Raw genomic sequence first — 22638 nt, 5'->3', positions numbered from 1 at the left:
CTACTCCGGTTGATTGCCGGAGCAGCATGTCACAGCTGGGCGTCGATGCCGTGCAATGCCGCCGCTACGGTCTGCCGGCGGATGGCTTCACGGTCACCATCGAACTGGAACAGTTCGGCCCGGGCATAGCCACCACGGCGCTTCCAGCCGATCCAGACACTGCCGACCGGCTTGTCCGGGCTGCCACCGCCCGGCCCTGCGATACCGGTCACCGCCACCGCGATGCCGGCACCGGAATTGACCAGCGCCCCGGAGACCATCTCCAGCACGGCTTCGCGGCTGACCGCACCGAACTGCTCCAGCGTCTGCGCGCGCACGCCGAGCAGGCGCTGCTTGGCTTCGTAGCTGTAGACCACCATGCCGCAGTCGAAGAACGCCGAGGAACCGGCGATGTCGGTCATGCACTTGGCGATCCAGCCGCCGCTGCAGCTTTCAGCAGTCACCAGCTGCAGCGAAGCCTGTTGCAGGCGCTGGCCCAGCGCAGCGGCCTGGGCATTGAGTTCGGCGTCGGTCGGGAAGGCCATCGGGGTAGCTGAAAAGTGAAGAACCTGCACGTTGTACCGCAGATGGCAGGGTGGTGTCGCGGCCGCAGGACATGCCGGCCAACGGCCGGCACTGCCTCACCATTCGGGCAGCTTCTCCGGCAGCAGGGCCCGGATCGGCTCGCCATCGGCGCTGGCCGCCAGCTTCTCGGCCTCGGCGATGGGAAGATCGACCTGCAACAGCCAGCCTTCTTCATCAGCCTCTTCACTGCGCACCACTTCCAACTGGTGCAGGCGAGCGCGAAGGCGGCCGGCACTGGGTGGCAGGCGCAACTCGCCGGTGACGTGCTGCAGACCCAACCGCTTGCCGAGCACGGCCTGCAACAGCTCGATGCCCTGCCCGTCGCGTGCGGAAATCCACACCCGCTCACGCCGCGATTCATCCGGCACGCCGTCCTGGCCGTCGTGGCGCACGTCGGCACCCTCGATGCGGTCGATCTTGTTGAACACCAGCAACTGCGGAAGGTCGCCGGCACCGACGGCGGTCAGCACTTCGTCGACCTGGGCGATGCGCTCCTCGCGGTGCGGATCGGCGGCATCGACAAGGTGCAGCAGGAAATCCGCTTCCCGCGCTTCAGACAGGGTCGAGCGGAAGGCCGCCACCAGGTCATGCGGCAGGTCGCGTACGAAACCAACCGTATCGGCCAGCACGACGTTGCCACCGGGCACGGCGATCCGGCGTACGGTCGGATCCAGGGTGGCGAACAACTGGTCGGCCGCATAGGCCTCGGCGCCGGTCATCGCATTGAACAAGGTCGATTTGCCGGCATTGGTGTAGCCCACCAGGGCGACGCGCGGCAGTTCGCTGCGCACACGCGCACGACGCATCTGGGTGCGCTGTACTTCGACTTTTTCCAGCCGCTTCTGCAGCTGTTCAACCCGCTTCTGCAGCAGGCGACGATCGGTTTCCAGCTGGGTTTCACCCGGGCCGCGCAGGCCGATCGAACCACCACGCTGGCGCTCCAGATGGGTCCAGCCACGCACCAGCCGTGTCGACATATGCCGCAGCTGGGCCAGCTCGACCTGCAGTTTGCCTTCATGGCTGCGCGCACGCTGGGCAAAGATGTCCAGGATCAGACCGGTACGGTCGATCACCCGGCGCTCGAGGAAACGCTCCAGATTGCGCTCCTGGCCCGGGCTCAACGCGTGGTTGACCAGGATCAGGTCTGCGCCGGTGGCTTCGGCGGCGGCCTTGATCTCATCCAGCTTGCCGCTGCCGATCAGGGTCGACGGGTTGGGGCGATCCAGCCGCGCGGTGATGGTCACCGCGATGCTGGCCCCGGCCGAGCGGGCCAGATCACCGAATTCTTCCAGCACATCGTCTTCCAGCTTGCCGAAATGCGGCTGGATCAACAGGGCGTGTTCGCCCTTTTTCGAGCGGTCAAACATTCACCGCTCCAACATCATTCGTCTGCTTCATCACCCGCCTGACCATCCTCACCTGATTGCACGTACCCACCACCCGGGCCGACCTTGACGTTGCGCGCCGGCACCACGGTGGAAATGGCGTGCTTGTAGACCATCTGGCTGACGGTGTTGCGCAGCAGGACCACGAACTGATCGAACGATTCGATCGTGCCCTGCAGCTTGATGCCGTTGACCAGGTACACCGAAACCGGCACGCGCTCGCGCCGCAGTGCATTCAAGAAAGGATCCTGCAGCGATTGCCCCTTGGACATTGCACACTCCTGATTATTGTTCTTATTGGTAGCCGGCGGTTGCCGCGGCCCCCGAGCCGCTTGCCGGCCCATGATGGTACACGGCCAGCGTCGGTTCAGCGTGCAACGAAGGTCGACACCGCGCCTGCGAGGCGCTCCCCATCCATATGGGGGTCGAACCAGCGCGCATCAAGCTCGCCGCGCAGCCAGGTAAGCTGGCGCTTGGCCAGTTGCCGGGTGGCGAAAATGGACTTGTCCCGGAAGCGGGCCGCGTCCCCGTCCCCGTCCAGGTACTCCCAGGCCTGGCGATACCCCACCGCGCGGACGGCGGGCAGGTCCAGCGGTGCGGCCACCGCCCGCATTTCCGGCAATGCACGCAGGGCGCGCACTTCGTCGAGGAAGCCCTGCGCGAGCATGGCGTCGAAGCGGGCCTCGATGCGCTGGTGCAGGACGGCGCGGTCGCGCGGCGCCAGAATCAGCTTCAACGTGCGCACCGGCAACGGGGCCACCCCGGGGCGGCGCTGCCATTCACTGATCGGCGTGCCGGTCAGCCGGTAGACCTCCAGCGCTCGCTGGATGCGTTGCGGGTCGGTGGCATGGATGCGTGCGGCGGCGGCGGGGTCAACGGCGGCCAGTTCGGCGTGCAGCGCCGCCCAGCCTCGCTCGGCGGCCTCGGCGCTCAGCACGGCACGCATCGCCGGGTCGGCCTCCGGCATCGGCGACAGACCCTGCAACAGCGCCCGGAAGTACAGGCCCGTGCCGCCGGCCAGGATCGGAGTCTTGCCACGGGCGACGATGTCGGCCACCACGCGGGCGGCGTCGGCGGCGAACTCGGCGGCGGAATAGGTCTGCCAGGGATCGCGCAGGTCCAGCAGGTGGTGCGGTGCCTGCGCGCGCTCGGCCGCATCCGGCTTGGCCGACCCGATATCCAGTCCGCGATAGACCAGCGCCGAATCAACGCTGACGATTTCACCGTCCAGCTGCTGCGCCAGCGCGATCGCGGTGGCGGTCTTGCCGCTGGCGGTCGGCCCCATCACGGCGATCGCCAGCGGCCGCTGATCCACTGCCATCAGTCTTCGTCCGGCCAGCGGAGGGTCGGCTTGGCGTCCACCCGCACGGCAGGTACCGCCTCGACCGCCTGCCAGACCTTCAATGCATCGACCGTCGCTGCCACATCGTGCACGCGCACGATACGGGCGCCGCGCTGCACGGCAATCAGGTGTGCGGCCACCGACGCAGCGACACGCTCTGCCGGCGACTGACGACCGGTCAGCTCGCCCAGGCTGCGCTTGCGCGACAGCCCGGCCAGCATCGGCACGCCCAGTTCAAGGAAACGCTCCGAGCGGGCCAGCAGCGTCATGTTGTGGGCCGTGGTCTTGCCGAAGCCGAAGCCGAGGTCGATCACCAGATTCTTCTTGGCGATGCCGGCCATCTCCGCGGCGAACAGCCGCTGCACCAGGAAGCCATGGACCTCGGCGACCACATCGTCGTACTGCGGGTCGGCCTGCATATGACCCGGTTCGCCCTGCATGTGCATCAGCACCACCGGCACGCCTGCGTCCGCCGCCGCGTGCAGCGCACCGTCCTGGCGCAGGCCGAAGATGTCGTTGATCATCCCGGCGCCTGCAGCAACCGCGGCACGCATCACCTCCGGCTTGAAGGTATCGATGCTGATCGGCACCGTCGTGCGCGCTGCCAGCTGCTCGATGACCGGCACGACACGACGCAGTTCCTCGTCGATCGACACCGGCGCCGCGCCCGGACGGGTCGATTCGCCGCCGATGTCGAGCAGGTCGGCGCCCTCCTCCACCAGCTTCAGGCCATGCGCGACCGCCGCCTCGGTGGTGTCATGGGCACCACCATCGGAGAACGAATCCGGGGTGACGTTGACGATACCCATGACCCGGGCACGGTCCAGGCGCAGGATGCGGCCGGCGCAATCGAGCTGGGGCGAGATGTCGAACATGGCAGATCCTGCGGGCAACGAAGGTTAGTTTAAGGCGGCAGGGCTGCGCCCTGCACCCGCAGAGGCGGTAGTGCCGGCCGCTGGCCGGCAAGCTCAACAACAGCAACAGCGGCAACAGCGGGCTATCCGTGGGATGGCGGGACGGTGTCGGATTGCGGGGACGCCGCAAGTACGTCCGTGTAGGCTTGGCCGCGGCATCCATGCCGCGGACACCCCGCAATCCGACACCGACCCGCCTCCGACAATTTCCCGCTGCTGCTGGGCTGCTGTTGGTAGGTGTCGACCTTGGTCGACACGTAGATCCACGCCGTGCGTGGATGCTCTTCGTTCAATTGTCGAGATATTCGATTCCGATGGAGATTCATCCACGCATGGCGTGGATCTACCGGCCACCGGGAAACTGTCGAAGGCGGGGTGGGTCCGATTGCGGGGGCGTGAGCCGCATGGATGCGGCGACCGAGCTTAGATGGACGTACTTGCAGCGCCCCCCGCAACCGGACCCGCCCCGCCATCCCACAGAATGCCGCAGTTGCTTTTGCTGTTGAGGTTGCCGGCCAGCGGCCGGCACTACCGCTTCGGCGGGTGCAGGGCGCCGCCCTGCCGGCAAACCTCACCGCTGCCGGCGACGCTTCCGGTCCACGTACAGCGTCTTGATGATGCTCAGCAGGATACCCACCGCGATACCCACGCCACAGCCGAGCAGCAGATTGTCCACGGTCAGGCCGACAGCGACGCCGACTACGGTGGCGATCACCATCTCGGCGGTGTGGGAAATCGGTTCAGGCTTGGGGGCGGACATGCGGACTCCAGCGGACTGTCAGGATCGGATGGGCCGGGGCCCGGAAACAACAAGGCCGGGTTGCCCCGGCCTCGTCTTGCATTGCGTACGGCAGGCCGTCAGATCGATTCGGCCGGACCGGCGATCGGCGGCAACGGACGGGCATCGCCGCCCTTGTCGTTGTTGCCGCCATCCTTGTTGGACTTGTTCCAGCCCATCGGCGGCGGCGGATCACGACCTTCCATGATCGCGTCGATCTGCGGCGCATCGATGGTTTCGTACTGCAGCAGCAGCTGCGACATCGTATGCAGCTTGTCGATGTTCTCGGTCAGCAGCTCGGTGGTGCGGGCGTACGCCTTGTCGAGGATGTTGCGCACTTCCTCGTCGATGCGACGGGCAGTGTCGTTGGACACGCTCTTGTGCTGGGTCACCGAACGGCCCAGGAACACCTCATCGTCCTCTTCGCCGTAGGCGATCGGGCCGAGCTGCTCGGACAGGCCCCACTTGGTGACCATGTTGCGGGCCATCTTGGTGGCACGCTCGATGTCATTGGAAGCGCCGGTGGTGACCTTGTCGGTACCGAAGATCAGTTCTTCCGCCACGCGGCCACCATACAGCGAGCACAGCTGCGACTGGATCGCCACGCGGTTCATCGAGTACTTGTCGCCTTCCGGCAGGTACATGGTCACGCCCAGCGCACGGCCGCGCGGAATGATCGTGACCTTGTAGACCGGGTCATGTTCCGGCACCAGGCGGCCAACGATGGCATGGCCGGCTTCATGGTAGGCGGTGAGGGTCTTCTCCTCCTCGCTCATGGCCATCGAGCGGCGCTCGGCACCCATCAGGATCTTGTCGCGGGCACGATCAAAGTGGTCCATGCGGACCTCCTTCTCGTTGCCACGAGCGGCGAACAGGGCGGCCTCGTTGCAGAGGTTGGCCAGGTCGGCACCGGAGAAGCCCGGGGTACCACGCGCGATCACCATCGGCACGACGTCGTCGGCCAGCGGCAGCTTGCGCATGTGCACCTTGAGGATGTGCTCGCGGCCCTTCACGTCCGGCAGACCGACCACCACCTGGCGGTCGAAGCGGCCCGGACGCAGCAGCGCCGGGTCCAGCACGTCAGGACGGTTGGTGGCGGCGATCACGATCACGCCTTCGCCGCCTTCGAAACCGTCCATCTCGACCAGCAGCTGGTTCAGGGTCTGCTCGCGCTCGTCATGACCGCCGCCCAGGCCGGCACCACGGTGGCGACCGACGGCGTCGATTTCATCGATGAAGATGATGCACGGCGCGTGCTTCTTGGCCTGCTCGAACATGTCGCGCACTCGGCTGGCGCCGACGCCGACGAACATTTCCACGAAGTCCGAACCGGAGATCGAGAAGAACGGCACCTTGGCTTCGCCGGCGATGGCCTTGGCCAGCAGCGTCTTGCCGGTACCCGGAGGGCCGACCATCAGCACGCCGCGCGGGATCTTGCCGCCGAGCTTGGTGAACTTGGACGGGTCACGCAGGAAGTCGACCAGTTCGCCGACCTCTTCCTTGGCCTCGTCGCAACCGGCAACGTCGGCGAAGGTGACCTTGATCTGGTCTTCGCCCTGCAGCTTGGCGCGCGACTTGCCGAAGGACATTGCGCCCTTGGCACCGCCGCCACCGCCCTGCATCTGCCGCATGATGAACAGCCAGAAGCCGATGATCAGGATGACCGGCAGGAAATTCATCAGGATCGCACCAAGGGAGATACCGCTGGACGGCTCTTCCTGCACGATCTCGACGTTCTTGGTGCGCAGCACGTTGATCAGGTCGCGATCGAACGGCGCGGTGATGGTGGACGACTGTCCACCACGGGTGGTGTAGGTGATCTGGCTGGTACCGCCGCGCGTATCGCCGCCGAAGGCGACCTTCTGCACGTTGCCGGTGTCCACCTGGTCCAGGAACTGCGAGTACGAAGCGCCCTGCGCCCCGGCCCCCGAGGTCTTGGGCGAGAAGCTCTGGAAGACCACCATCAGCACGACGGCGACGACCACCCATAGCAGGAGGTTCTTGGTCAAGTCGTTCATCCTCATTGGCTCCGGTGTTCCTCTTAGTGCTGGCGTTGCGTTGGGGTCGAACTTACGGGGTCGAGCTTACTTCATGTGGGCGCGTTTTCCCTGACCCAAGGCATACACCTCGGGAGAGCGCTTGCGCGAGGCTTCCGGCTTGCGGATGGAGACCTTGTCGTACCGGCGGCGCATGTCGCGCACGTAGTCGTCAAAGCCTTCGCCCTGGAACAGCTTGATCAGGAACGCCCCACCAGTCTTGAGGTGGTTGTCGGCAAAATCCATGGCCAGCTCCGCCAGGTGCATCATCCGCGGCTGGTCGACCGCGTCCACACCACTCTTATTGGGGGCCATGTCCGACAGCACAAGGTCTACCGGCTGATCCCCGAGCATGGCTTCAAACTGCGATAGGACGGTTTCTTCCCTGAAGTCACCGTGAAGGAACTCCACGCCGGCCAGCGGCGGCATGTCCAGGATGTCCAGGGCCAGCACGCGGCCGGTATCGCCGATCTGTCTCCGCACCTGCTGAGACCAACCACCTGGGGCCGCGCCGAGGTCGACCACCACCATGTGCTGCTTCAGCAGGCGGTCACGTTCGAGCAGTTCTTCAAGCTTGTAGGCCGCACGGGAGCGCATGCCTTCGGCCTGGGCCTTCTTCACGAAGGGATCGGAGAAGTGTTCCTTGAGCCAGCGCTGGCTGCTTTTGCTGCGGGTAGCCATTGGAAATAGGGGCTGATGGGGTCGCCATGATACCCTGATCGTCCCATTCAACCGTGTTTTCTGCATGCCCACTGCCTTGACCCCTTCCCAGACCCGTTTCCTGCGCGGCCAAGCCCACGACCTGAAGGCCCTGCTGCAGACCGGCGGCAAGGGCGTCACTCCGGCCTTCCTGACCGAGCTGAACGAAGTGCTGGAACGCCACGAACTGGTCAAGGTGAAGGTTGCCGCCGAAGACCGTGACGCCCGCGACGTGATGATCGGCGAGATCGTGCAGGCCACCGACAGTGCGCTGGTGCAGCGTATCGGCCATGTGGCCGTGCTGTATCGCCCGAGCAAGGAACACCGCCAGATCGTGCTGCCGCGCGGCTGATCGGACCCTGCCATGCAGCTGAACCACGAACTGCCCGACTACGCCTACAGCCTGCGCGCCGCTGACGGTCGCTCGGCACGGGTGAATGATCGCGTTCTGGGCAACAGCTTCTTCCTGACCCCGGACCAGCTGGTCGAACAGTGGCCGGTGACCGATGTCGCGGCGCTGCAGGTGGCTGACCTGGAGCCGATCCTGGCACTGAAGCCGGCGTTGATACTGCTCGGCACCGGAGAGCGCCAGGCGTTCCCGCCGGCGGTTGTCATGGCCGCCTGCCTGTCGCGCGGCATCGGACTGGAAGTGATGAACAATCCGGCTGCCGCACGCACCTTCAACATCCTTGCCGGCGAAGGCCGCAAGGTGGCGGCCGCCTTCATCCTGGAAGGCTGAGGCCCGAGGTCGCCGGGCATGGCCCGGCGCTACCCGTATCTGCCCGCGCTAGCGCGCCGGCAGATACTGTTGCGGGTCGAAAGGCAGCCGAGCACGACGCGGCTCTACAGGCGCAAGGCAATCGCGGCATCTGTGAGCGTCCGAGCCCATGCTCGGGCAGCGCTCCATTGCGGCGTACAGCCGCCGGGCATGGCCCGGCGCTACCCGCGTATCTGCCCGCGCTAGCGCGCCGGCAGATACTGCTGCGGGTCGACCGGCTTGCCGTTGTAGCGGATCTCGAAGTGCAGCATGTCCCGGTTGGCGCCGGTACGGCCCATCTCGGCGATCTGCTCGCCGGCCTTCACGCTCTGCCCTTCATTGACCAGGCGCTTGCGGTTGTGGCCATAGGCCGACAGCCACTGGTCGCTGTGCTTGATGATGATCAGCTCGCCATAGCCGACCAGGCCTGCGCCGGAATACACCACCACGCCATTGGCCGTGGCCTTCACCGGTGCGCCGCTGGTGCCGGCGATGTCCACGCCCTGCTTGGTCGCATCGCCGGCCACGTAGCGGCCCACGACTGCGCCATCGGCCGGCCAGCGCCAGGCGATGTTGCTCTTGACCGGACCGGCCGGACCCGGCGTCGGCGCGGTACTGCCGCCAGACGTGCTGCCAGCCGGACGCGGCGCGGTGACCACGGTGGTCGGCGCACGACCGCCACCGGAGCCGGCCGGATACAGGCGGATCACCTGCCCCGGGTAAATGGTCGACGGGTTGTCCAGGTTGTTCCAGGCGATCAGGTCGGCCGGCGTGATGTCGTGGATGCGGGCCAGCGCATAGATGGTGTCGCCCTTGCGCACGACCACCGTCTGCCCCGGCTTGGGCACCGACGTCTTCGGCGTGCTGACGCCACTGCTGCCGCCGCCACTGGGCCGGACCACGGTGGCGGTGCCACAGGCGGCCAGGGTGGATACCAGCAACGCCAGCGCGCCGATGCGCACTCCCTTGCTCAGACGATCTGCACTCATGCGAACTTCGACCTCCATACAAGCCAGGCGATCAGCACCACCACCAACGCGGTGGCGATCCAGCCCAGCGGTTCAATCCATCGGCGCAGCGCAGCTTCCGCGCGCGCACCACCGAGACGGATGACCGCAGCCAGCACGAACACGCGCTTGCCACGACCGATCAACATGCTCAACAGGTACTGCGGCATCGGCACGCCGACGATACCCGATGCCCACGTGAAGACCTTCATCGGAATCGGCATGAAGCCGCCCAGCACCAGGAAGGTGAACACCGCCCAGGGCGACTCCACCATCTTGGCCTGCACGGTAGCAATGCCCTGCTCGATCGCCGGCAACATGCCCAGCGCCTCGAACACCGGCTTGACCGCTTCGAATGCATAGTGGCCCAGCGCGTAGCCGATCAGCGCGCCGACCATCGAGCCGGCCAGGCTGAGGGTGGCGAACCACCAGCCGCGCTTGGGCTGGGCCACGCACATCGGCGCCAGCATCACTTCCGGCATCACCGGGAAGATGATGGCTTCGAAAAAGCTCAGCACCATCAGATAAGTCGGCGCGCGCTCATGCGCAGCCCACTTCATTGCCCGCTCGTACAGCGGCCCGAAAATCTTCATGCAACCCTGCTCCGTGGATTCAATCGAGCATGCCAGACAGCAGCGGCACGAAGGTGACCGGCGCCAGCACGCGTTGTTCGATGCTGCCGTCATCCTTGCGGTCGAGCTGCACCAGCGACTGTGCGCCGGCGCCACCGACCGGGGCGACCAGGCGGCCACCTGCAGCCAGCTGCTCGACCAGCGCATCGACCAGTGCCGGTGCGGCGGCGGTAACCACGATGGCGTCGAACGGGCCATGCTCGGCCCAGCCCACGCGGCCGTCGTCGTGCTTGGTGCGGATGTTCATGCCCAGCGCGCGGAAACGCTTGCGCGCCTGCCGCAGCAGGTCACCGATGCGCTCGACGGTATAGACCTCCAGCCCCAGCGCACCAAGCACGGCGGCCTGATAGCCCGAGCCGGTACCCACTTCGAGCACCTTCTTCGGCGCCACCTGCAGCACGGCCTCGGTCATCCGCGCCACCACCCACGGCTGGGAAATGGTCTGGCCGTGGCCGATCGGCAGCGCGGTGTCTTCATATGCGCGCGAGGCCAGGGCCTCATCGATGAACAGATGGCGCGGCACCACCCGGATCGCGTTCAGCGTCGACTCGTCGACGATGCCGGCTTCGCGCAGGCGGTCGACCAGGCGGTCGCGCACGCGCTGCGATGTCATGCCGATGCCGACTGCTTCCGGCTGCAGGCGCAGGCGTGGGCTCATGCCGGCCGATCCAGCGCGGCGCTGAGGCCGCCGACCCAGCTGGCGACCTTTTCCAGTGCCTGGTAGCGGGTCAGGTCAACCTGGATCGGGGTGATCGAAATGTGGCCGGTGCGCACCGCATGGAAATCGGTGCCCGGGCCGGAGTCCTGCTCGCGGCCGGCCGGACCGATCCAGTACACCTCGTTGCCGCGCGGGTCTTTCTGCGCGATGCAGCCCTCGGCGCGATGACGGTTGCCCAGGCGGGTGACTTCGAAGCCCTTGACCTCGCTCCACGGCAGGTCCGGCACATTGACGTTGAGGATGGTGTCGGCCGGCAGCGGATCGGCCTTGAGGCGGGCAACAATCTCCACTGCGGCACGCGCCGCCGTCTCGAAATGCCTGGGGTCGTGGTTACGGGTCACCAGCGACACCGCCACTGCAGGCAGGCCGAGGAAACGACCTTCCATCGCCGCCGAGACGGTGCCGGAATAGATCACGTCGTCGCCGAGGTTGGCGGCATTGTTGATACCGGACACGACAATGTCAGGCTCGAATTCGAGCAGGCCGGTCAGCGCAAGGTGCACGCAGTCGGTGGGCGTGCCGGCCACCGACACGGTGTAGTGGTCGATGCGCTTGAGCCGGATCGGCAGATCCAGGGTCAGCGAATTGCTGGCGCCGGAGCGATCGCGGTCGGGTGCGACCACCGTGACTTCGTGCCCGGCCTCGCGCAGCACGGATGCAAGCATCCGGATGCCCGCCGCGTCGACACCGTCATCATTGCTGACCAGGATGCGCATCTTCGATTTAACCGCTTGATTTTCCAAGAATTCGATCCCGTCACCTTGCAACGTGGGCGAAGCCGGCCCGTCTCCTCCAGGGAGGCGGCAGCTCCGCAAGTGCGCCGACTATTGTGCCGCAAGCGGGCGCTGGGTCCTACCCTGTCTGCGGTCACGGCCGACATCCAACGGTCATAGGCAGACCCGCGCAGGCGGTTTACCCTGTGCGCATGTCGCACCCTGAAGACGAAGATCCGGCTGCATTGTTCCGCGCCGCCATCGGCGAAGTGACGCCGCTGCGCAAGGAAGTGGAGCCCGCGCCTGCTGCGCCGCGGCCCAGGCCGCGTGCGCGCATGGCCGAGCGCGACGACGCAGAAGCCGCCGGTGAGTTCGCCCGGCTGCTGCGCGACAACGCCCCGCTGGAAGCGGGCGACGTTGCCAGCTACCGGCGCGACAACCTGCCGCCACGCCTGTTCCAGCGCTTGAAGCGCGGACAGTACTCGGTGCAGGACGAACTGGACCTGCACGGCGCCACCGCCGCGCAGGCCGAGATGATGCTGCGCCAGTTCCTGCTGGAGGCGCACGCCCACGAGCACGGCTGCGTGCGCATCATCCACGGCAAGGGCCTGCAGTCCGATGGCAGTGCGCCGGTGCTGAAGAACCTGGTGGACCGCCTGCTGCGCCTGCGCAACGACGTGCTGGCGTTCCATTCCGCCCCGACCGGGCAAGGCGGGACCGGCGCCATGCTGGTGCTGCTGGCGCGGCGCTGACGTTCTGCCGGTGGGATTCATCCACGCATGGCGTGGATCTACTGACGGCCCATCCACGCATGGCGTGGATCTACTGACGGCCCATCCACGCATGGCGTGGATCTACTGACGGCCCATCCACGCATGGCGTGGATCTACTGTGGCGGGTGGAGGAAAGTGGATCCACGCCATGCGTGGATGCTCTTCGCCTCCGCCACCATTTCCGTCAGGCCTGCGACGCGTCCTCGACCGGCCCGAGCTCGTGCAGGACCGCGGTGGCATAGCAGCCTGGCGGCAGCGCGAAGGACAACTCCAGTACGTCAGCGGCCAGCCACTGGTGCTGCAGCAGCGCTGGACGCAACCGCAGCGCGCGCCGCTCCTGCTTCAGCCGCGCCTCTTCCAGGCCGGTGCGCAGCGCCTTTGATTCGTCATCATCCAGCGCTGCCAGTTCCAGCTCACGGGCGGCGTCGCTGCTGCGCAGCTCACCCTCGCCCCACAACGGAGCACTGGGGTGGATATCGAAACGTGCCAGGCGCTCGGCCAGCACGTCGCTGTAGGGCTCGGGGCCGAACACGCTGCGGCTGCCATCAAGCATCCACACTTCGCCCTGCAGCGGCTGGTCCCAGCTGCCCTGCTCCACGCGTGCAGCGAGCACGCGGTTGAACAAGGCCGAACGCGCCGCCGACAACAGCAGCGAACGCTGGTCCTTGCGCATGCGCCGGCCACCGAACATCGCCAACGCAGCGGGAACGTTGCCGCCATCGCGACCGAAGCGCTGCTCGCCGAACCAGTTCGGCAGGCCACGCGCGGCGATCTGCTGCAGGCGCTCGTCGATTGCCGCCGCGTCACCCTGCACATCGCGCAGCACCAGCCTGAAGCGGTTGCCCGCCAGCGCACCGCGCTGCAGCTTGCGGTTGTGCCAGGTGGAGTCGATCACCTCGATCTCGTCACTGGCCAGCTCGGCCAGATCGGGCGCGACGCGCTTGGGCAGATGTACGCTGAAACGCTGGGTGGTGACCGCGTTGCGGTCCTTCATGCCGGCATAGCTGACCGCCATTTCCGGCAGGCCTGCCCACTTGGCCAGTACCTTGGCCACGTGCACCGTATTGGCGCCACGCTTGCGGATATGCAGCAGCAGATGCTCGCCTTCACCGGTCGCCTCGAAAGCGGGCAACTCATCGACCTGGAAATCTTCCGGCGTGGTGCGGATGCGCGCCTGCAGCAGCGGCGCACCGAACGCGAGCGGCAACGGGATCATGCGGCCACCAGCAGCACGACCGCCTGCGCAGCGATGCCTTCGCCACGGCCGGTGAAGCCCAGCTTCTCGGACGTGGTGGCCTTGACGCTCACCGCATCCAACGGCAGCTGCAACAGTTCACCGATGCGCTCGCGCATGGCCAGCGCATGCGGGCCGACCTTGGGCCGTTCGCAGATCACGGTGATGTCGGTGTTGCCGACACGCCAGCCGCGCTCGCGCAGCAGGCCATCGCAATGGCGCACGAACTCGCTGCTGTCCGCGCCCTTCCAGCGGTCGTCAGTGGGCGGGAAGTGCTGGCCGATGTCGCCCAGCGCGATCGCACCGAGCATGGCGTCGCACAGCGCGTGCAGGATGACGTCGCCGTCGCTGTGCGCGAGCACACCGCAGCTGTGCGGCACCGCGATGCCACCGAGCATGATGTGGTCGCCTTCACCGAAGGCATGGACGTCGTAGCCCTGGCCGATACGGACGGGCGGGAACGGGGAGGTGCTCATGGATGCAGCCCTTGCAGCAGGGCCGCGCGGGCGGTCAGCCGGCGCGGCGGGAGAGTACGAATTCGAAACGATCGAGATCGGCCGGCGTGGTGACCTTGAAGTTGTCCTCGCTGCCTTCCACCAGCAGCGGGCGCTGGCCCTGGCGCTCCATGGCCATGGCATCGTCGGTCACATCGACACCGGCGGCAGCGGCCTCGGACAGTGCGCGGATCAGCTGGTGGCGGCGGAACAGCTGCGGCGTCAGTGCGCGCCACAGGCGCTCACGTGGCTCGGTGCCGTCGATGCCACCATCATCACCAGCACGCTTGAGCGTGTCGCGTACCGGCGCGGCCAGGATGGCGCCGACCGGATCGGTGCGGCCCACTTCCAGCAGGCGGCCAAGATCGGCCTGCGACAGGTTCGGACGCGCCGCGTCGTGCACCAGCACGAATTCATCGGCACGCACGCTGTCCGGCAGGGCCTGCAGCCCCGCCAGCACCGAGGCGGCGCGGGTGGCGCCACCGGTGCAGGTCAGCACCGGTTTGCCGGCCCATTCGCTCCAGCCCGGCCAATCGGCATCGTCCGCACCGATCACCACCATCGCCCCGGCCACGGCCGGGTGTGCCAGCAGTGCGTCCAGGGTGTGGGCGAGCAGGGTCTGCCCGCCCGCCTGCAGGTACTGCTTGGGCAACGGCGCGCCAAAACGCGTGCCGCGCCCTGCGGCCGGGACAACCACCCAGATCGCCGCGCTCATGGCACGTCCGCCGGATGGTCACCGGCCGGGGCCGCAACCGGCGCAGGCTGCGCCGGACGCGTCGGTGCATCTTCCACGACGCGATAGAACTTCTCGCCGGGCTTGATCATGCCCAACTCGCTGCGCGCGCGTTCTTCGATGGCGGACTGGCCTTCCTTGAGGTCCTTCACTTCGGCAGCAAGCGCATCGTTGCGCTGCTGCAGACCGTCATTGTCCCGCTCCTGGTTGGCGACCTGGGCTTCGAGCATCATCACTTCACCCGAATTGCCCGGGCCGAACCAGAAACGGTACTGCAGCCATGCCAGCAGCAGGGCCAGCAACAACAGCAGCCAGCGCCAGTCGCGCATCGGCTCAGCGCTTCAGCGACACGAACGCGTCACGACCAGCGTAACGCGCGCCGGCACCGAGGGCTTCCTCGATGCGCAGCAGCTGGTTGTACTTGGCCACGCGATCGCTGCGGCACAGCGAGCCGGTCTTGATCTGGGTGGCGGTGGTCGCCACCGCAATGTCGGCGATGGTGGTGTCCTCGGTTTCACCCGAACGGTGCGAGACCACGGCGGCGTAACCGGCACGGTCGGCCATGGCGATCGCTTCCAGCGTTTCGCTGAGGGTACCGATCTGGTTGACCTTGATCAGGATCGCATTGGCGGTGCCCGAATCGATGCCTTCCTGGAAGATCTTCGGATTGGTGACGAACAGATCGTCGCCGACCAGCTGCACCTTCTTGCCGATGCGATCGGTCAACAGCTTCCAGCCCGCCCAGTCGTTCTCGGCCAGGCCGTCTTCGATGGTGATGATCGGGTACTGCGCGGCCCAGTCAGCCAGGAAGTCGACGAACTGCTCGGAGGTCAGTCGCTTGTTCTCGCCGACCAGGTTGTACTTGCCGTTCTCGAAGAATTCGCTGGAGGCCACGTCCAGGCCCAGCAGCACGTCTTCACCGGCGGTGTAGCCGGCCTTGCCGATGGCTTCGAGGATGGTGTCCAGCGCTTCGACGTTGCTGCGGAAGTCCGGCGCGAAGCCGCCTTCGTCGCCCACCGCCGTGCTCAGGCCGTGGCCCTTCAGCACCGACTTCAGCGAATGGAAGATTTCGGTACCGGCACGCAGCGCTTCGGAGAACGAGGTGAAGCCGACCGGCAGCACCATGAACTCCTGGAAATCGACGTTGTTGTCGGCGTGAGCGCCGCCGTTGATGATGTTCATCATCGGCACCGGCAACGACGGGGTCGCGCCGGTCTTGCCGGCCAGGTACTGCCACAGTGACTGCTTGCTGGAGGCAGCGGCGGCGTGCGCGGCGGCCATGGAAACGCCCAGCAGTGCGTTGGCACCCAGGCGGCCCTTGTTCTCGGTGCCATCCAGATCGATCAGGCGACGGTCCAGGCCGGCCTGGTCGGTAGCCTCGAAGCCCTTCAGTGCGTTGGCGATGGCGCCGTTGACGTTGTCGACGGCCTTGCGCACGCCCTTGCCGAGGTAACGGGTCTTGTCGCCGTCACGCAGCTCCACCGCTTCCTTGGTGCCGGTCGATGCGCCGGAGGGAACCGCGGCGCGACCGAACGAACCGTCCTCCAGGGTGACTTCGGCTTCCAGCGTGGGGTTGCCACGGCTGTCGAGGATTTCACGGGCATGGATGCTGCGGATCGTACTCATGGTCGGGCCGGTTACCTGTATGGAGAGGGGGCGACAAAAACGAATGCCGCGTGATTATCCCCGGCTACCCCTCACTTGCCAAATGGCGCGATGGGCATCAGCCCCAGCTGGACCCGATCACGATCAGCAGCAGCGACACCAGCATCACCAGCAGGGCACCGGCAATGGTCGCGCACACCGGCCCGCGCCGACGTCGCCAGGCCATCACCATCGCCACCAGGCTGCCCACGAAGGACAGCACCAGCGTGACCAGCGCGCCCAGCATCCAGTACTGCATGGCCTGCACGCCGTTGCTGCCATCCCCCGGCGGACGGAAGCTGGCGGCGAAGGCCAGCACGCCCACGAGCAAGCCGCCCCAGGCGAGCACCGACAGCAACAGGGCGACCAGGCCCCACGGCCAGCTGCGCGAGGGTTCAGGGATCGTATTCATCAAAGAAGATCGTGCAGCAGGATGCCCGCCCACAGCGACAGCAGGACCATCGCCAGTGCAGCGGTAACCCTGCCCCGGTTCAGGCGCCAGCCGAGCACCGCGGCGAAGAACCCTGCGGAAATGGTCAGCACTTCGGCCACCGCCAGGGCGATGACGAAGGGCATCAGGTTCACTACCGGACCGCCGGCACTCGACGGGCGCATGCCGGCACCGAACAGCATGCCGATGGCGAATACACCGGACACCGACAGCAATGCCAGGCCGAGTGCGATCGGGCCCCACGGCCACTGCCGCCAGCGCCGGCGACGCTGGATCTCCAGCGTCGCCTGCGGGTGCTGGCTCACGCGAAGCGCGAGAAGCCGTGCTTCTTGGTCACCGCGTCGAGCTCCATCAGGGTCTCGAGCAGGGCTTCCATCTGGTCCAGCGGCCACGCGTTGGGCCCGTCGGACAGCGCCTTGGACGGGTCCGGATGGGTTTCGGCGAACAGGCCGGAAATGCCCACGGCAACAGCGGCACGCGCCAGCACCGGCACATGCTCGCGCTGGCCGCCGGAACTGGTGCCCTGCCCGCCCGGCAACTGCACCGAATGGGTGGCGTCGAACACAACCGGGCAGCCGGTATCGCGCATCACCGCCAGCGAACGCATGTCGCTGACCAGGTTGTTGTAGCCGAAGCTGGCGCCACGCTCGCAGACCATGATCTGCTCGTTGCCGGTGGCCTTGGCCTTCTCGACGACGGGCTTCATGTCCCACGGCGCCAGGAACTGGCCCTTCTTGATGTTGACCGGCTTGCCGGCCGAGCACACCTTGCGGATGAAGTCGGTCTGGCGGACCAGGAACGCCGGGGTCTGCAGCACGTCCACCACCGAGGCCACTTCATCCATCGGGGTGTATTCGTGCACGTCGGTCAGCACCGGCACGCCGATCTGCTTCTTGACCTCGGCCAGCACCTTCAGGCCCTCTTCCATGCCCGGGCCACGGAAGGCCGTGCCGGAGGTGCGGTTGGCCTTGTCGAAGCTGGACTTGAAGATGAAGTTCACACCGAGCCTGTCGGTCACTTCCTTCAGCTTGCCGGCGGTATCCAGCTGCAGCTGCATCGACTCGATCACGCAGGGGCCGGCGATCAGGAACAGGGGCTGGTCCAGCCCGACCTCGAATCCACACAGTTTCATGGCGTTTCCTTGTTGTCCGCTACACCGGCAGTGCCGGTGCGCTGGGGTTGAAGCGAGCAAGATGGGGGCCAGCGGCCCCCATGACAAGTCAGGCGCGCACTTCCTGCAGCAGCTTGCCACCGGCCTTGCGCTCGCGCGCGGCACGGATGAAGCCGATGAACAGCGGGTGGCCATCACGCGGGGTGGACAGGAATTCCGGGTGCGCCTGGCAGGCCAGGAACCACGGGTGCTGGTCGCGCGGCAGTTCAACCACTTCCACCAGGGTGTCGTCCATCGACTTGCCGGCGATCACCAGGCCGGCGTCTTCCAGCTGGGTGCGGTAGCGGTTGTTGAACTCGTAACGGTGGCGGTGGCGCTCGGCGACCACGTCCTTGCCGTACAGTTCGCGGGCCAGCGTGCCCGGCTTCAGGCGCTGCTCCTGCAGGCCCAGGCGCATGGTGCCGCCCAGGTCACTCTTGTCGTCACGCTTTTCCACGTCGCCGGTGGCCGTGCGCCATTCGGTGATCAGGCCGATCACCGGGTTCGGCGACTGGCGATCGTTCTCGGTGCTGTTGGCGTCTTCCAGGCCCACCACGTGGCGCGCGTAGTCGACCACCGCAGCCTGCATGCCGTAGCAGATGCCGAAGTACGGCACCTTGTGCTCACGGGCGTACTGCGAGGTCAGCACCTTGCCTTCGAAGCCACGGTCGCCGAAACCACCCGGCACCAGGATGCCGTCGACATCGGCCAGCGCGGACATGTCGCTGCCTTCCAGGTCCTGCGCTTCCAGCCACTTCAGGGTGACCTTGGTGCGCTGGCGCAGGCCACCGTGCTTGAGCGCTTCGCCGACCGACTTGTAGGCGTCCTGGTGGTCGATGTACTTGCCGACCACCGCGATGGTCACCGCATCCAGCGGATGCAGGGTGGCATCGACGGCGTCTTCCCACATCGACAGGTCGGCCGGGCCGGCCTTGTCGGCCAGCTTCAGCTGGTTGATGACGATCTCGTCCAGGCCCTGTGCGTGCAGGCCCATCGGAATGCGGTACAGCACATCGACGTCGGGCACGCTGATCACCGCGCGCTCGGAGACGTTGGTGAACTGGGCGATCTTGCGACGCTCCGAATCCGGTACCGGCTGTTCCGAACGGCACAGCAGCACGTCCGGCTGGATGCCGATCGAGCGCAGTTCCTTCACCGAGTGCTGGGTCGGCTTGGTCTTCAGTTCACCCGCGGCGGCGATGTACGGCACCAGGGTGAGGTGCATGAACAGCGCCTTTTCCGGGCCGCGCTCGGTGCGTACCTGGCGGATCGCCTCCAGGAACGGCAGCGACTCGATGTCGCCGACGGTGCCGCCGATCTCCACCAGGGCCACGTCGAAGCCCTCGGTGGCTTCGTCCATGCAGCGACGGATCTCGTCGGTGATGTGCGGAATGACCTGCACGGTCGCGCCCAGGTAGTCGCCGCGGCGCTCCTTGCGGATCACTTCCTCATAGATGCGGCCGGTGGTGACCGAGTTCTTGCGGCTCAGGCGGGTGCGCACGAAGCGCTCGTAGTGTCCCAGGTCGAGATCGGTTTCGGCGCCGTCGTCGGTGACATACACCTCACCGTGCTGGAACGGGCTCATGGTGCCCGGGTCGACGTTGATGTACGGATCGAGCTTCATCATCGTGACCTTCAGGCCACGCGCTTCGAGAATGGCGGCCAGTGACGCGGCGGCAATACCTTTGCCGAGCGAGGACACCACGCCGCCGGTTACGAAAATCAAGGGAGTCATGGCTGCAAGCATCCTGTCTGGAAATGGAAAACGGCAGCGCCACGCCTGCCCGGGGGGCGGGCGTGGAGCAGAAAGGGGGTTTTCCGGTTCGCTGGAGCAGCGAGGGAGGTGCGGGCCCGGCCAGCGCAATGCGCCAGCGGGGAACCACCCTGCGAGGTCGGGGCGGCCGTGCCGGTCACTTCGACCGTCACCTGCGACCCGCTTTGCTGGAGGCCACGCTTGGCCGTGCCAGCCCATTCGCAAATGGTGGACACGCACTTACTCCCGGAAAGCCATAGTTTACAGATAGATGGCCGCCAACCCAAGGGGCAGATGGCGCCATCGGCAAAAAGAAACGCCCCGCTGGGCGGGGCGTTCGAGGGGGAAACCCTTGTGGCAAGGGCCTCGGAGGGGCAGAAGAATTACTTCTTCTTGCGTGCCTCTTCCTCTTCTTCCTGCTGCGGCACCGGCTGGCCCTTGGCCTTCATCTCGGCATTGGCCTGCGCGCGGCGCTTGGCCTTGGCCTCGGCTTCGGACTGCGCCTTGTCGGCCTGGTCACCCTGCTGCGGAGCAGGCTGGCCGGCGTTCTGCGCCAGCACCATCGGCACTGCAACAGCGGCGGCAGCCAGGATCGCAATGGTCAGCAACTTCTTCATGGAGTCCTCCTCGCGGTATGGCTCGGATGTGGGGGGCGCCGGTGTTCGGTTCCAGCGGTTGCCATTTTACCCCCTCCCCGCCAACGAGGCTGAACCGCAGGCGTGCAAATTCCCGGTCCAGACCGCACACTTGCCCGTCGCTCCACGCTTTCGAAGACAGATGAACGCCCGCTATAACGCCGCCGATATTGAAGTCCTGTCCGGCCTTGACCCGGTCAAGCGCCGCCCCGGCATGTATACCGACACCGCGCGCCCGAACCACCTGGCGCAGGAAGTGATCGACAACTCGGTGGACGAGGCCCTCGCCGGCCATGCCCGCTCGATCGAGATCACCCTGTTCAAGGACGGCAGCGTGGAGGTCAGCGATGACGGCCGCGGCATGCCGGTGGACATCCATCCGGAAGAGAAGATCCCGGGCGTCGAGCTGATCCTTACCCGCCTGCATGCCGGCGGCAAGTTCAACAACAACAACTACACCTTCTCCGGCGGCCTGCATGGCGTCGGCGTCAGCGTGGTCAATGCGCTGTCGACCCTGGTGGAAATCCACATCAAGCGCGACGGTGCCGAACACCGCATCACCTTCCGTAACGGCGACCGCGCCTCGCCGCTGGAAGTGGTCGGCACCGTCGGCAAGAAGAACACCGGTACCCGCCTGCGCTTCTGGCCGGACCCGAAGTACTTCGATACGCCCAAGTTCGCCGTGCGCGCGCTCAAGCACCTGCTGCGCGCCAAGGCCGTGCTGTGCCCGGGCCTGACCGTCAAGCTGACCGACGAAGCCACCGGCGAGGTCGACACCTGGTACTACGAAGACGGTCTGCGCGATTACCTGAAGCTGGAGCTGGGCGATCGCGAGTCGCTGCCGGCCGACCTGTTCGTGGGCAACCTGAAGAAAGACACCGAGATCGTGGACTGGGCTGTGGCCTGGCTGCCGGAAGGCGAGCTGGTGCAGGAAAGCTACGTCAACCTGATTCCCACCGCACAGCACGGCACCCACGCCAACGGCCTGCGCACCGGCCTGACCGAAGCGCTGCGCGAGTTCTGCGACTTCCGCAACCTGCTGCCGCGCGGCGTCAAGCTGGCCCCGGAAGACGTGTGGGACCGCGTGTCGTTCGTGCTGTCGCTGAAGATGACCGACCCGCAGTTCAGCGGCCAGACCAAGGAACGCCTGTCCTCGCGCCAGGCCGCCGGTTTTGTCGAAGGCGCCGCGCACGATGCGTTCAGCCTGCTGCTGAACCAGAACGTAGAGCTGGGCGAGAAGATCGCGCAGATCGCCATCGAGCGCGCCAGTGCGCGCCTGAAGACCGAGAAGCTGGTCGTCCGCAAGAAGGTCACCCAGGGCCCTGCCCTGCCCGGCAAGCTGGCCGACTGCATCAGCCAGGACCTGTCGCGCACCGAACTGTTCCTGGTCGAGGGCGACTCGGCAGGCGGCAGCGCCAAGCAGGCCCGCGACAAGGATTTCCAGGCGATCCTGCCGCTGCGCGGCAAGATCCTCAACACCTGGGAAGTATCCTCCAACAGCGTGCTGGCCTCGGAGGAAGTGCACAACCTGGCGGTGGCCATCGGCTGTGACCCGGGCAAGGAAGACATCAGCGGCCTGCGCTACGGCAAGGTGATCATCCTGGCCGACGCCGACTCCGACGGCCTGCATATCGCAACGCTGCTGACCGCACTGTTCCTGAAGCACTTCCCGGCGCTGGTCGATGCCGGCCACGTGTTCGTGGCGATGCCGCCGCTGTTCCGCATCGACGTGGGCAAGCAGGTGTTCTACGCCCTGGATGAGGAAGAAAAGCGCTCGATGCTGGACAAGATCGAACGCGAGAAGATCAAGGGCGCCATCAACGTGACCCGCTTCAAGGGCCTGGGCGAGATGAATCCGCCGCAGCTGCGTGAATCCACCATCCATCCAGACACCCGTCGCCTGGTGCAGTTGACCATCGACGATGGCGAGCAGACCCATTCACTGATGGACATGCTGCTGGCCAAGAAGCGCGCGTCGGACCGCAAGGGCTGGCTGGAGAGCAAGGGCGATCTGGCTTCGCTGGAAGTCTGATTCCCGGACCGGTGGTAGTGCCGGCCGCTGGCCGGCTGCTTTTCTTGAACCAGCGGGATACCTGGGGTGCCGGCCAGCGGCCGGCACTACCGGACCTCTTCGTGCTGCCGGCCCGCGGCCCGCACAAACCGACCACATCGTGGTGGCGGCCAGCGGCCCGCCATTCACGGGCCGTGGTTCGGCCGCCAACGGCA

The 22638-nt window shown here is 66.5% G+C and carries 26 protein-coding genes; 4 read left to right on the top strand and 22 right to left on the bottom strand.

Annotated elements, in window-relative coordinates; translation table 11 throughout:
* Positions 1-29: 29 nt before the first annotated feature.
* The 8 genes from J2X70_RS17285 to rlmE all read right to left on the bottom strand — a co-directional run bounded on the left by J2X70_RS17285 (position 30) and on the right by rlmE (position 7700).
* Positions 30-524, bottom strand: coding sequence for a nicotinamide-nucleotide amidohydrolase family protein (locus tag J2X70_RS17285; protein WP_025878918.1), 495 nt, complete (start codon positions 522-524; stop codon positions 30-32).
* 96 nt (positions 525-620) lie between these two features.
* Complete coding sequence (gene hflX, locus J2X70_RS17280; RefSeq protein WP_025878917.1) at positions 621-1931, bottom strand: ribosome rescue GTPase HflX; 1311 nt, start codon at positions 1929-1931, stop codon at positions 621-623.
* Positions 1932-1945: 14 nt separating this feature from the next.
* Complete coding sequence (gene hfq, locus J2X70_RS17275) at positions 1946-2221, bottom strand: RNA chaperone Hfq (RefSeq protein WP_025878916.1); 276 nt, start codon at positions 2219-2221, stop codon at positions 1946-1948.
* Between the two features lie 95 nt (positions 2222-2316).
* A complete protein-coding gene (miaA, locus tag J2X70_RS17270) occupies positions 2317-3270 on the bottom strand; it encodes a tRNA (adenosine(37)-N6)-dimethylallyltransferase MiaA (protein WP_032976514.1) in 954 nt (317 codons plus the stop codon).
* Positions 3270-4166, bottom strand: coding sequence for a dihydropteroate synthase (gene folP / locus J2X70_RS17265; RefSeq protein WP_100436078.1), 897 nt, complete (start codon positions 4164-4166; stop codon positions 3270-3272). Before folP ends, miaA begins: the two co-directional genes overlap by 1 nt.
* Before the next feature lie 610 nt (positions 4167-4776).
* Entirely contained in the window at positions 4777-4965 is a 189-nt protein-coding gene (locus J2X70_RS17260; RefSeq protein ID WP_025878913.1) for a hypothetical protein, read from the bottom strand.
* A gap of 98 nt (positions 4966-5063) precedes the next feature.
* Positions 5064-7001 carry an ATP-dependent zinc metalloprotease FtsH gene (ftsH, locus tag J2X70_RS17255; RefSeq protein WP_025878912.1) on the bottom strand — a complete coding sequence of 646 codons (1938 nt, stop codon included), beginning with the start codon at positions 6999-7001 and terminating at the stop codon, positions 5064-5066.
* Positions 7002-7067: 66 nt separating this feature from the next.
* Positions 7068-7700 carry a 23S rRNA (uridine(2552)-2'-O)-methyltransferase RlmE gene (gene rlmE / locus J2X70_RS17250; protein WP_301865046.1) on the bottom strand — a complete coding sequence of 211 codons (633 nt, stop codon included), beginning with the start codon at positions 7698-7700 and terminating at the stop codon, positions 7068-7070.
* Between the two features lie 64 nt (positions 7701-7764).
* Here rlmE and yhbY point away from each other — a divergent pair, with 64 nt between their 5' ends.
* The gene (gene yhbY / locus J2X70_RS17245; RefSeq protein ID WP_025878910.1) at positions 7765-8070 is read left to right on the top strand and encodes a ribosome assembly RNA-binding protein YhbY; all 306 of its coding nucleotides are present in this window, start codon (positions 7765-7767) and stop codon (positions 8068-8070) included.
* A gap of 12 nt (positions 8071-8082) precedes the next feature.
* Positions 8083-8457, top strand: a complete 375-nt coding sequence (locus J2X70_RS17240; RefSeq protein WP_032976512.1) for an Mth938-like domain-containing protein — start codon at positions 8083-8085, stop codon at positions 8455-8457.
* 221 nt (positions 8458-8678) lie between these two features.
* On the opposite strand, the gene J2X70_RS17235 is transcribed toward J2X70_RS17240, so the two are convergent.
* From J2X70_RS17235 to surE, 4 genes are read right to left on the bottom strand one after another with little or no spacing between them, the layout of a single operon-like run.
* Positions 8679-9464, bottom strand: coding sequence for a peptidoglycan DD-metalloendopeptidase family protein (locus tag J2X70_RS17235; RefSeq protein WP_025878908.1), 786 nt, complete (start codon positions 9462-9464; stop codon positions 8679-8681).
* Positions 9461-10075, bottom strand: a complete 615-nt coding sequence (locus J2X70_RS17230) for a DedA family protein (protein WP_279208651.1) — start codon at positions 10073-10075, stop codon at positions 9461-9463. Before J2X70_RS17230 ends, J2X70_RS17235 begins: the two co-directional genes overlap by 4 nt.
* Before the next feature lie 19 nt (positions 10076-10094).
* Complete coding sequence (locus J2X70_RS17225; RefSeq protein ID WP_025878906.1) at positions 10095-10772, bottom strand: protein-L-isoaspartate(D-aspartate) O-methyltransferase; 678 nt, start codon at positions 10770-10772, stop codon at positions 10095-10097.
* Positions 10769-11548, bottom strand: a complete 780-nt coding sequence (surE, locus tag J2X70_RS17220) for a 5'/3'-nucleotidase SurE (protein WP_033830802.1) — start codon at positions 11546-11548, stop codon at positions 10769-10771. The genes J2X70_RS17225 and surE overlap by 4 nt, the downstream gene beginning before the upstream one ends.
* Before the next feature lie 209 nt (positions 11549-11757).
* On the opposite strand from surE, the gene J2X70_RS17215 reads away from it, so the two are divergent.
* On the top strand, positions 11758-12297 hold the full coding sequence (locus tag J2X70_RS17215) for a Smr/MutS family protein (protein ID WP_309911377.1): 540 nt from the start codon (positions 11758-11760) through the stop codon (positions 12295-12297).
* A gap of 205 nt (positions 12298-12502) precedes the next feature.
* On the opposite strand, the gene truD is transcribed toward J2X70_RS17215, so the two are convergent.
* From truD to J2X70_RS17165, 10 genes are all read right to left on the bottom strand, one after another.
* Complete coding sequence (truD, locus tag J2X70_RS17210) at positions 12503-13534, bottom strand: tRNA pseudouridine(13) synthase TruD (RefSeq protein ID WP_025878903.1); 1032 nt, start codon at positions 13532-13534, stop codon at positions 12503-12505.
* Positions 13531-14028, bottom strand: a complete 498-nt coding sequence (gene ispF, locus J2X70_RS17205; protein ID WP_025878902.1) for a 2-C-methyl-D-erythritol 2,4-cyclodiphosphate synthase — start codon at positions 14026-14028, stop codon at positions 13531-13533. Before ispF ends, truD begins: the two co-directional genes overlap by 4 nt.
* A gap of 34 nt (positions 14029-14062) precedes the next feature.
* Positions 14063-14761: a 2-C-methyl-D-erythritol 4-phosphate cytidylyltransferase gene (gene ispD / locus J2X70_RS17200; protein ID WP_032976507.1), complete on the bottom strand. Its 699-nt coding sequence runs from the start codon at positions 14759-14761 to the stop codon at positions 14063-14065.
* On the bottom strand, positions 14758-15108 hold the full coding sequence (ftsB, locus tag J2X70_RS17195; RefSeq protein WP_025878900.1) for a cell division protein FtsB: 351 nt from the start codon (positions 15106-15108) through the stop codon (positions 14758-14760). The genes ispD and ftsB overlap by 4 nt, the downstream gene beginning before the upstream one ends.
* Positions 15109-15112: 4 nt before the next feature.
* A complete protein-coding gene (gene eno, locus J2X70_RS17190; RefSeq protein WP_248149397.1) occupies positions 15113-16405 on the bottom strand; it encodes a phosphopyruvate hydratase in 1293 nt (430 codons plus the stop codon).
* 97 nt (positions 16406-16502) lie between these two features.
* Entirely contained in the window at positions 16503-16835 is a 333-nt protein-coding gene (locus J2X70_RS17185) for a hypothetical protein (protein ID WP_025878898.1), read from the bottom strand.
* Positions 16835-17179 carry a hypothetical protein gene (locus J2X70_RS17180; protein ID WP_218789081.1) on the bottom strand — a complete coding sequence of 115 codons (345 nt, stop codon included), beginning with the start codon at positions 17177-17179 and terminating at the stop codon, positions 16835-16837. The genes J2X70_RS17185 and J2X70_RS17180 overlap by 1 nt, the downstream gene beginning before the upstream one ends.
* The gene (kdsA, locus tag J2X70_RS17175; protein WP_012510652.1) at positions 17176-18006 is read right to left on the bottom strand and encodes a 3-deoxy-8-phosphooctulonate synthase; all 831 of its coding nucleotides are present in this window, start codon (positions 18004-18006) and stop codon (positions 17176-17178) included. The genes J2X70_RS17180 and kdsA overlap by 4 nt, the downstream gene beginning before the upstream one ends.
* Positions 18007-18094: 88 nt before the next feature.
* Entirely contained in the window at positions 18095-19759 is a 1665-nt protein-coding gene (locus tag J2X70_RS17170; RefSeq protein WP_025878896.1) for a CTP synthase, read from the bottom strand.
* 401 nt (positions 19760-20160) lie between these two features.
* Positions 20161-20394 carry a hypothetical protein gene (locus tag J2X70_RS17165; protein ID WP_025878895.1) on the bottom strand — a complete coding sequence of 78 codons (234 nt, stop codon included), beginning with the start codon at positions 20392-20394 and terminating at the stop codon, positions 20161-20163.
* A gap of 160 nt (positions 20395-20554) precedes the next feature.
* On the opposite strand from J2X70_RS17165, the gene parE reads away from it, so the two are divergent.
* Positions 20555-22444 (top strand): DNA topoisomerase IV subunit B, encoded by a 1890-nt coding sequence (parE, locus tag J2X70_RS17160; protein WP_025878894.1) that lies wholly within the window; start codon positions 20555-20557, stop codon positions 22442-22444.
* The last annotated feature ends 194 nt before the right edge of the window (positions 22445-22638 follow it).

The sequence above is a fragment of the Stenotrophomonas sp. 1337 genome (assembly GCF_031455455.1).
Classification (GTDB): Bacteria; Pseudomonadota; Gammaproteobacteria; order Xanthomonadales; family Xanthomonadaceae; genus Stenotrophomonas; species Stenotrophomonas indicatrix.
Note: the sequence above shows the minus strand (reverse complement) of the source record. Positions and strands in the feature narration are given on the sequence as shown.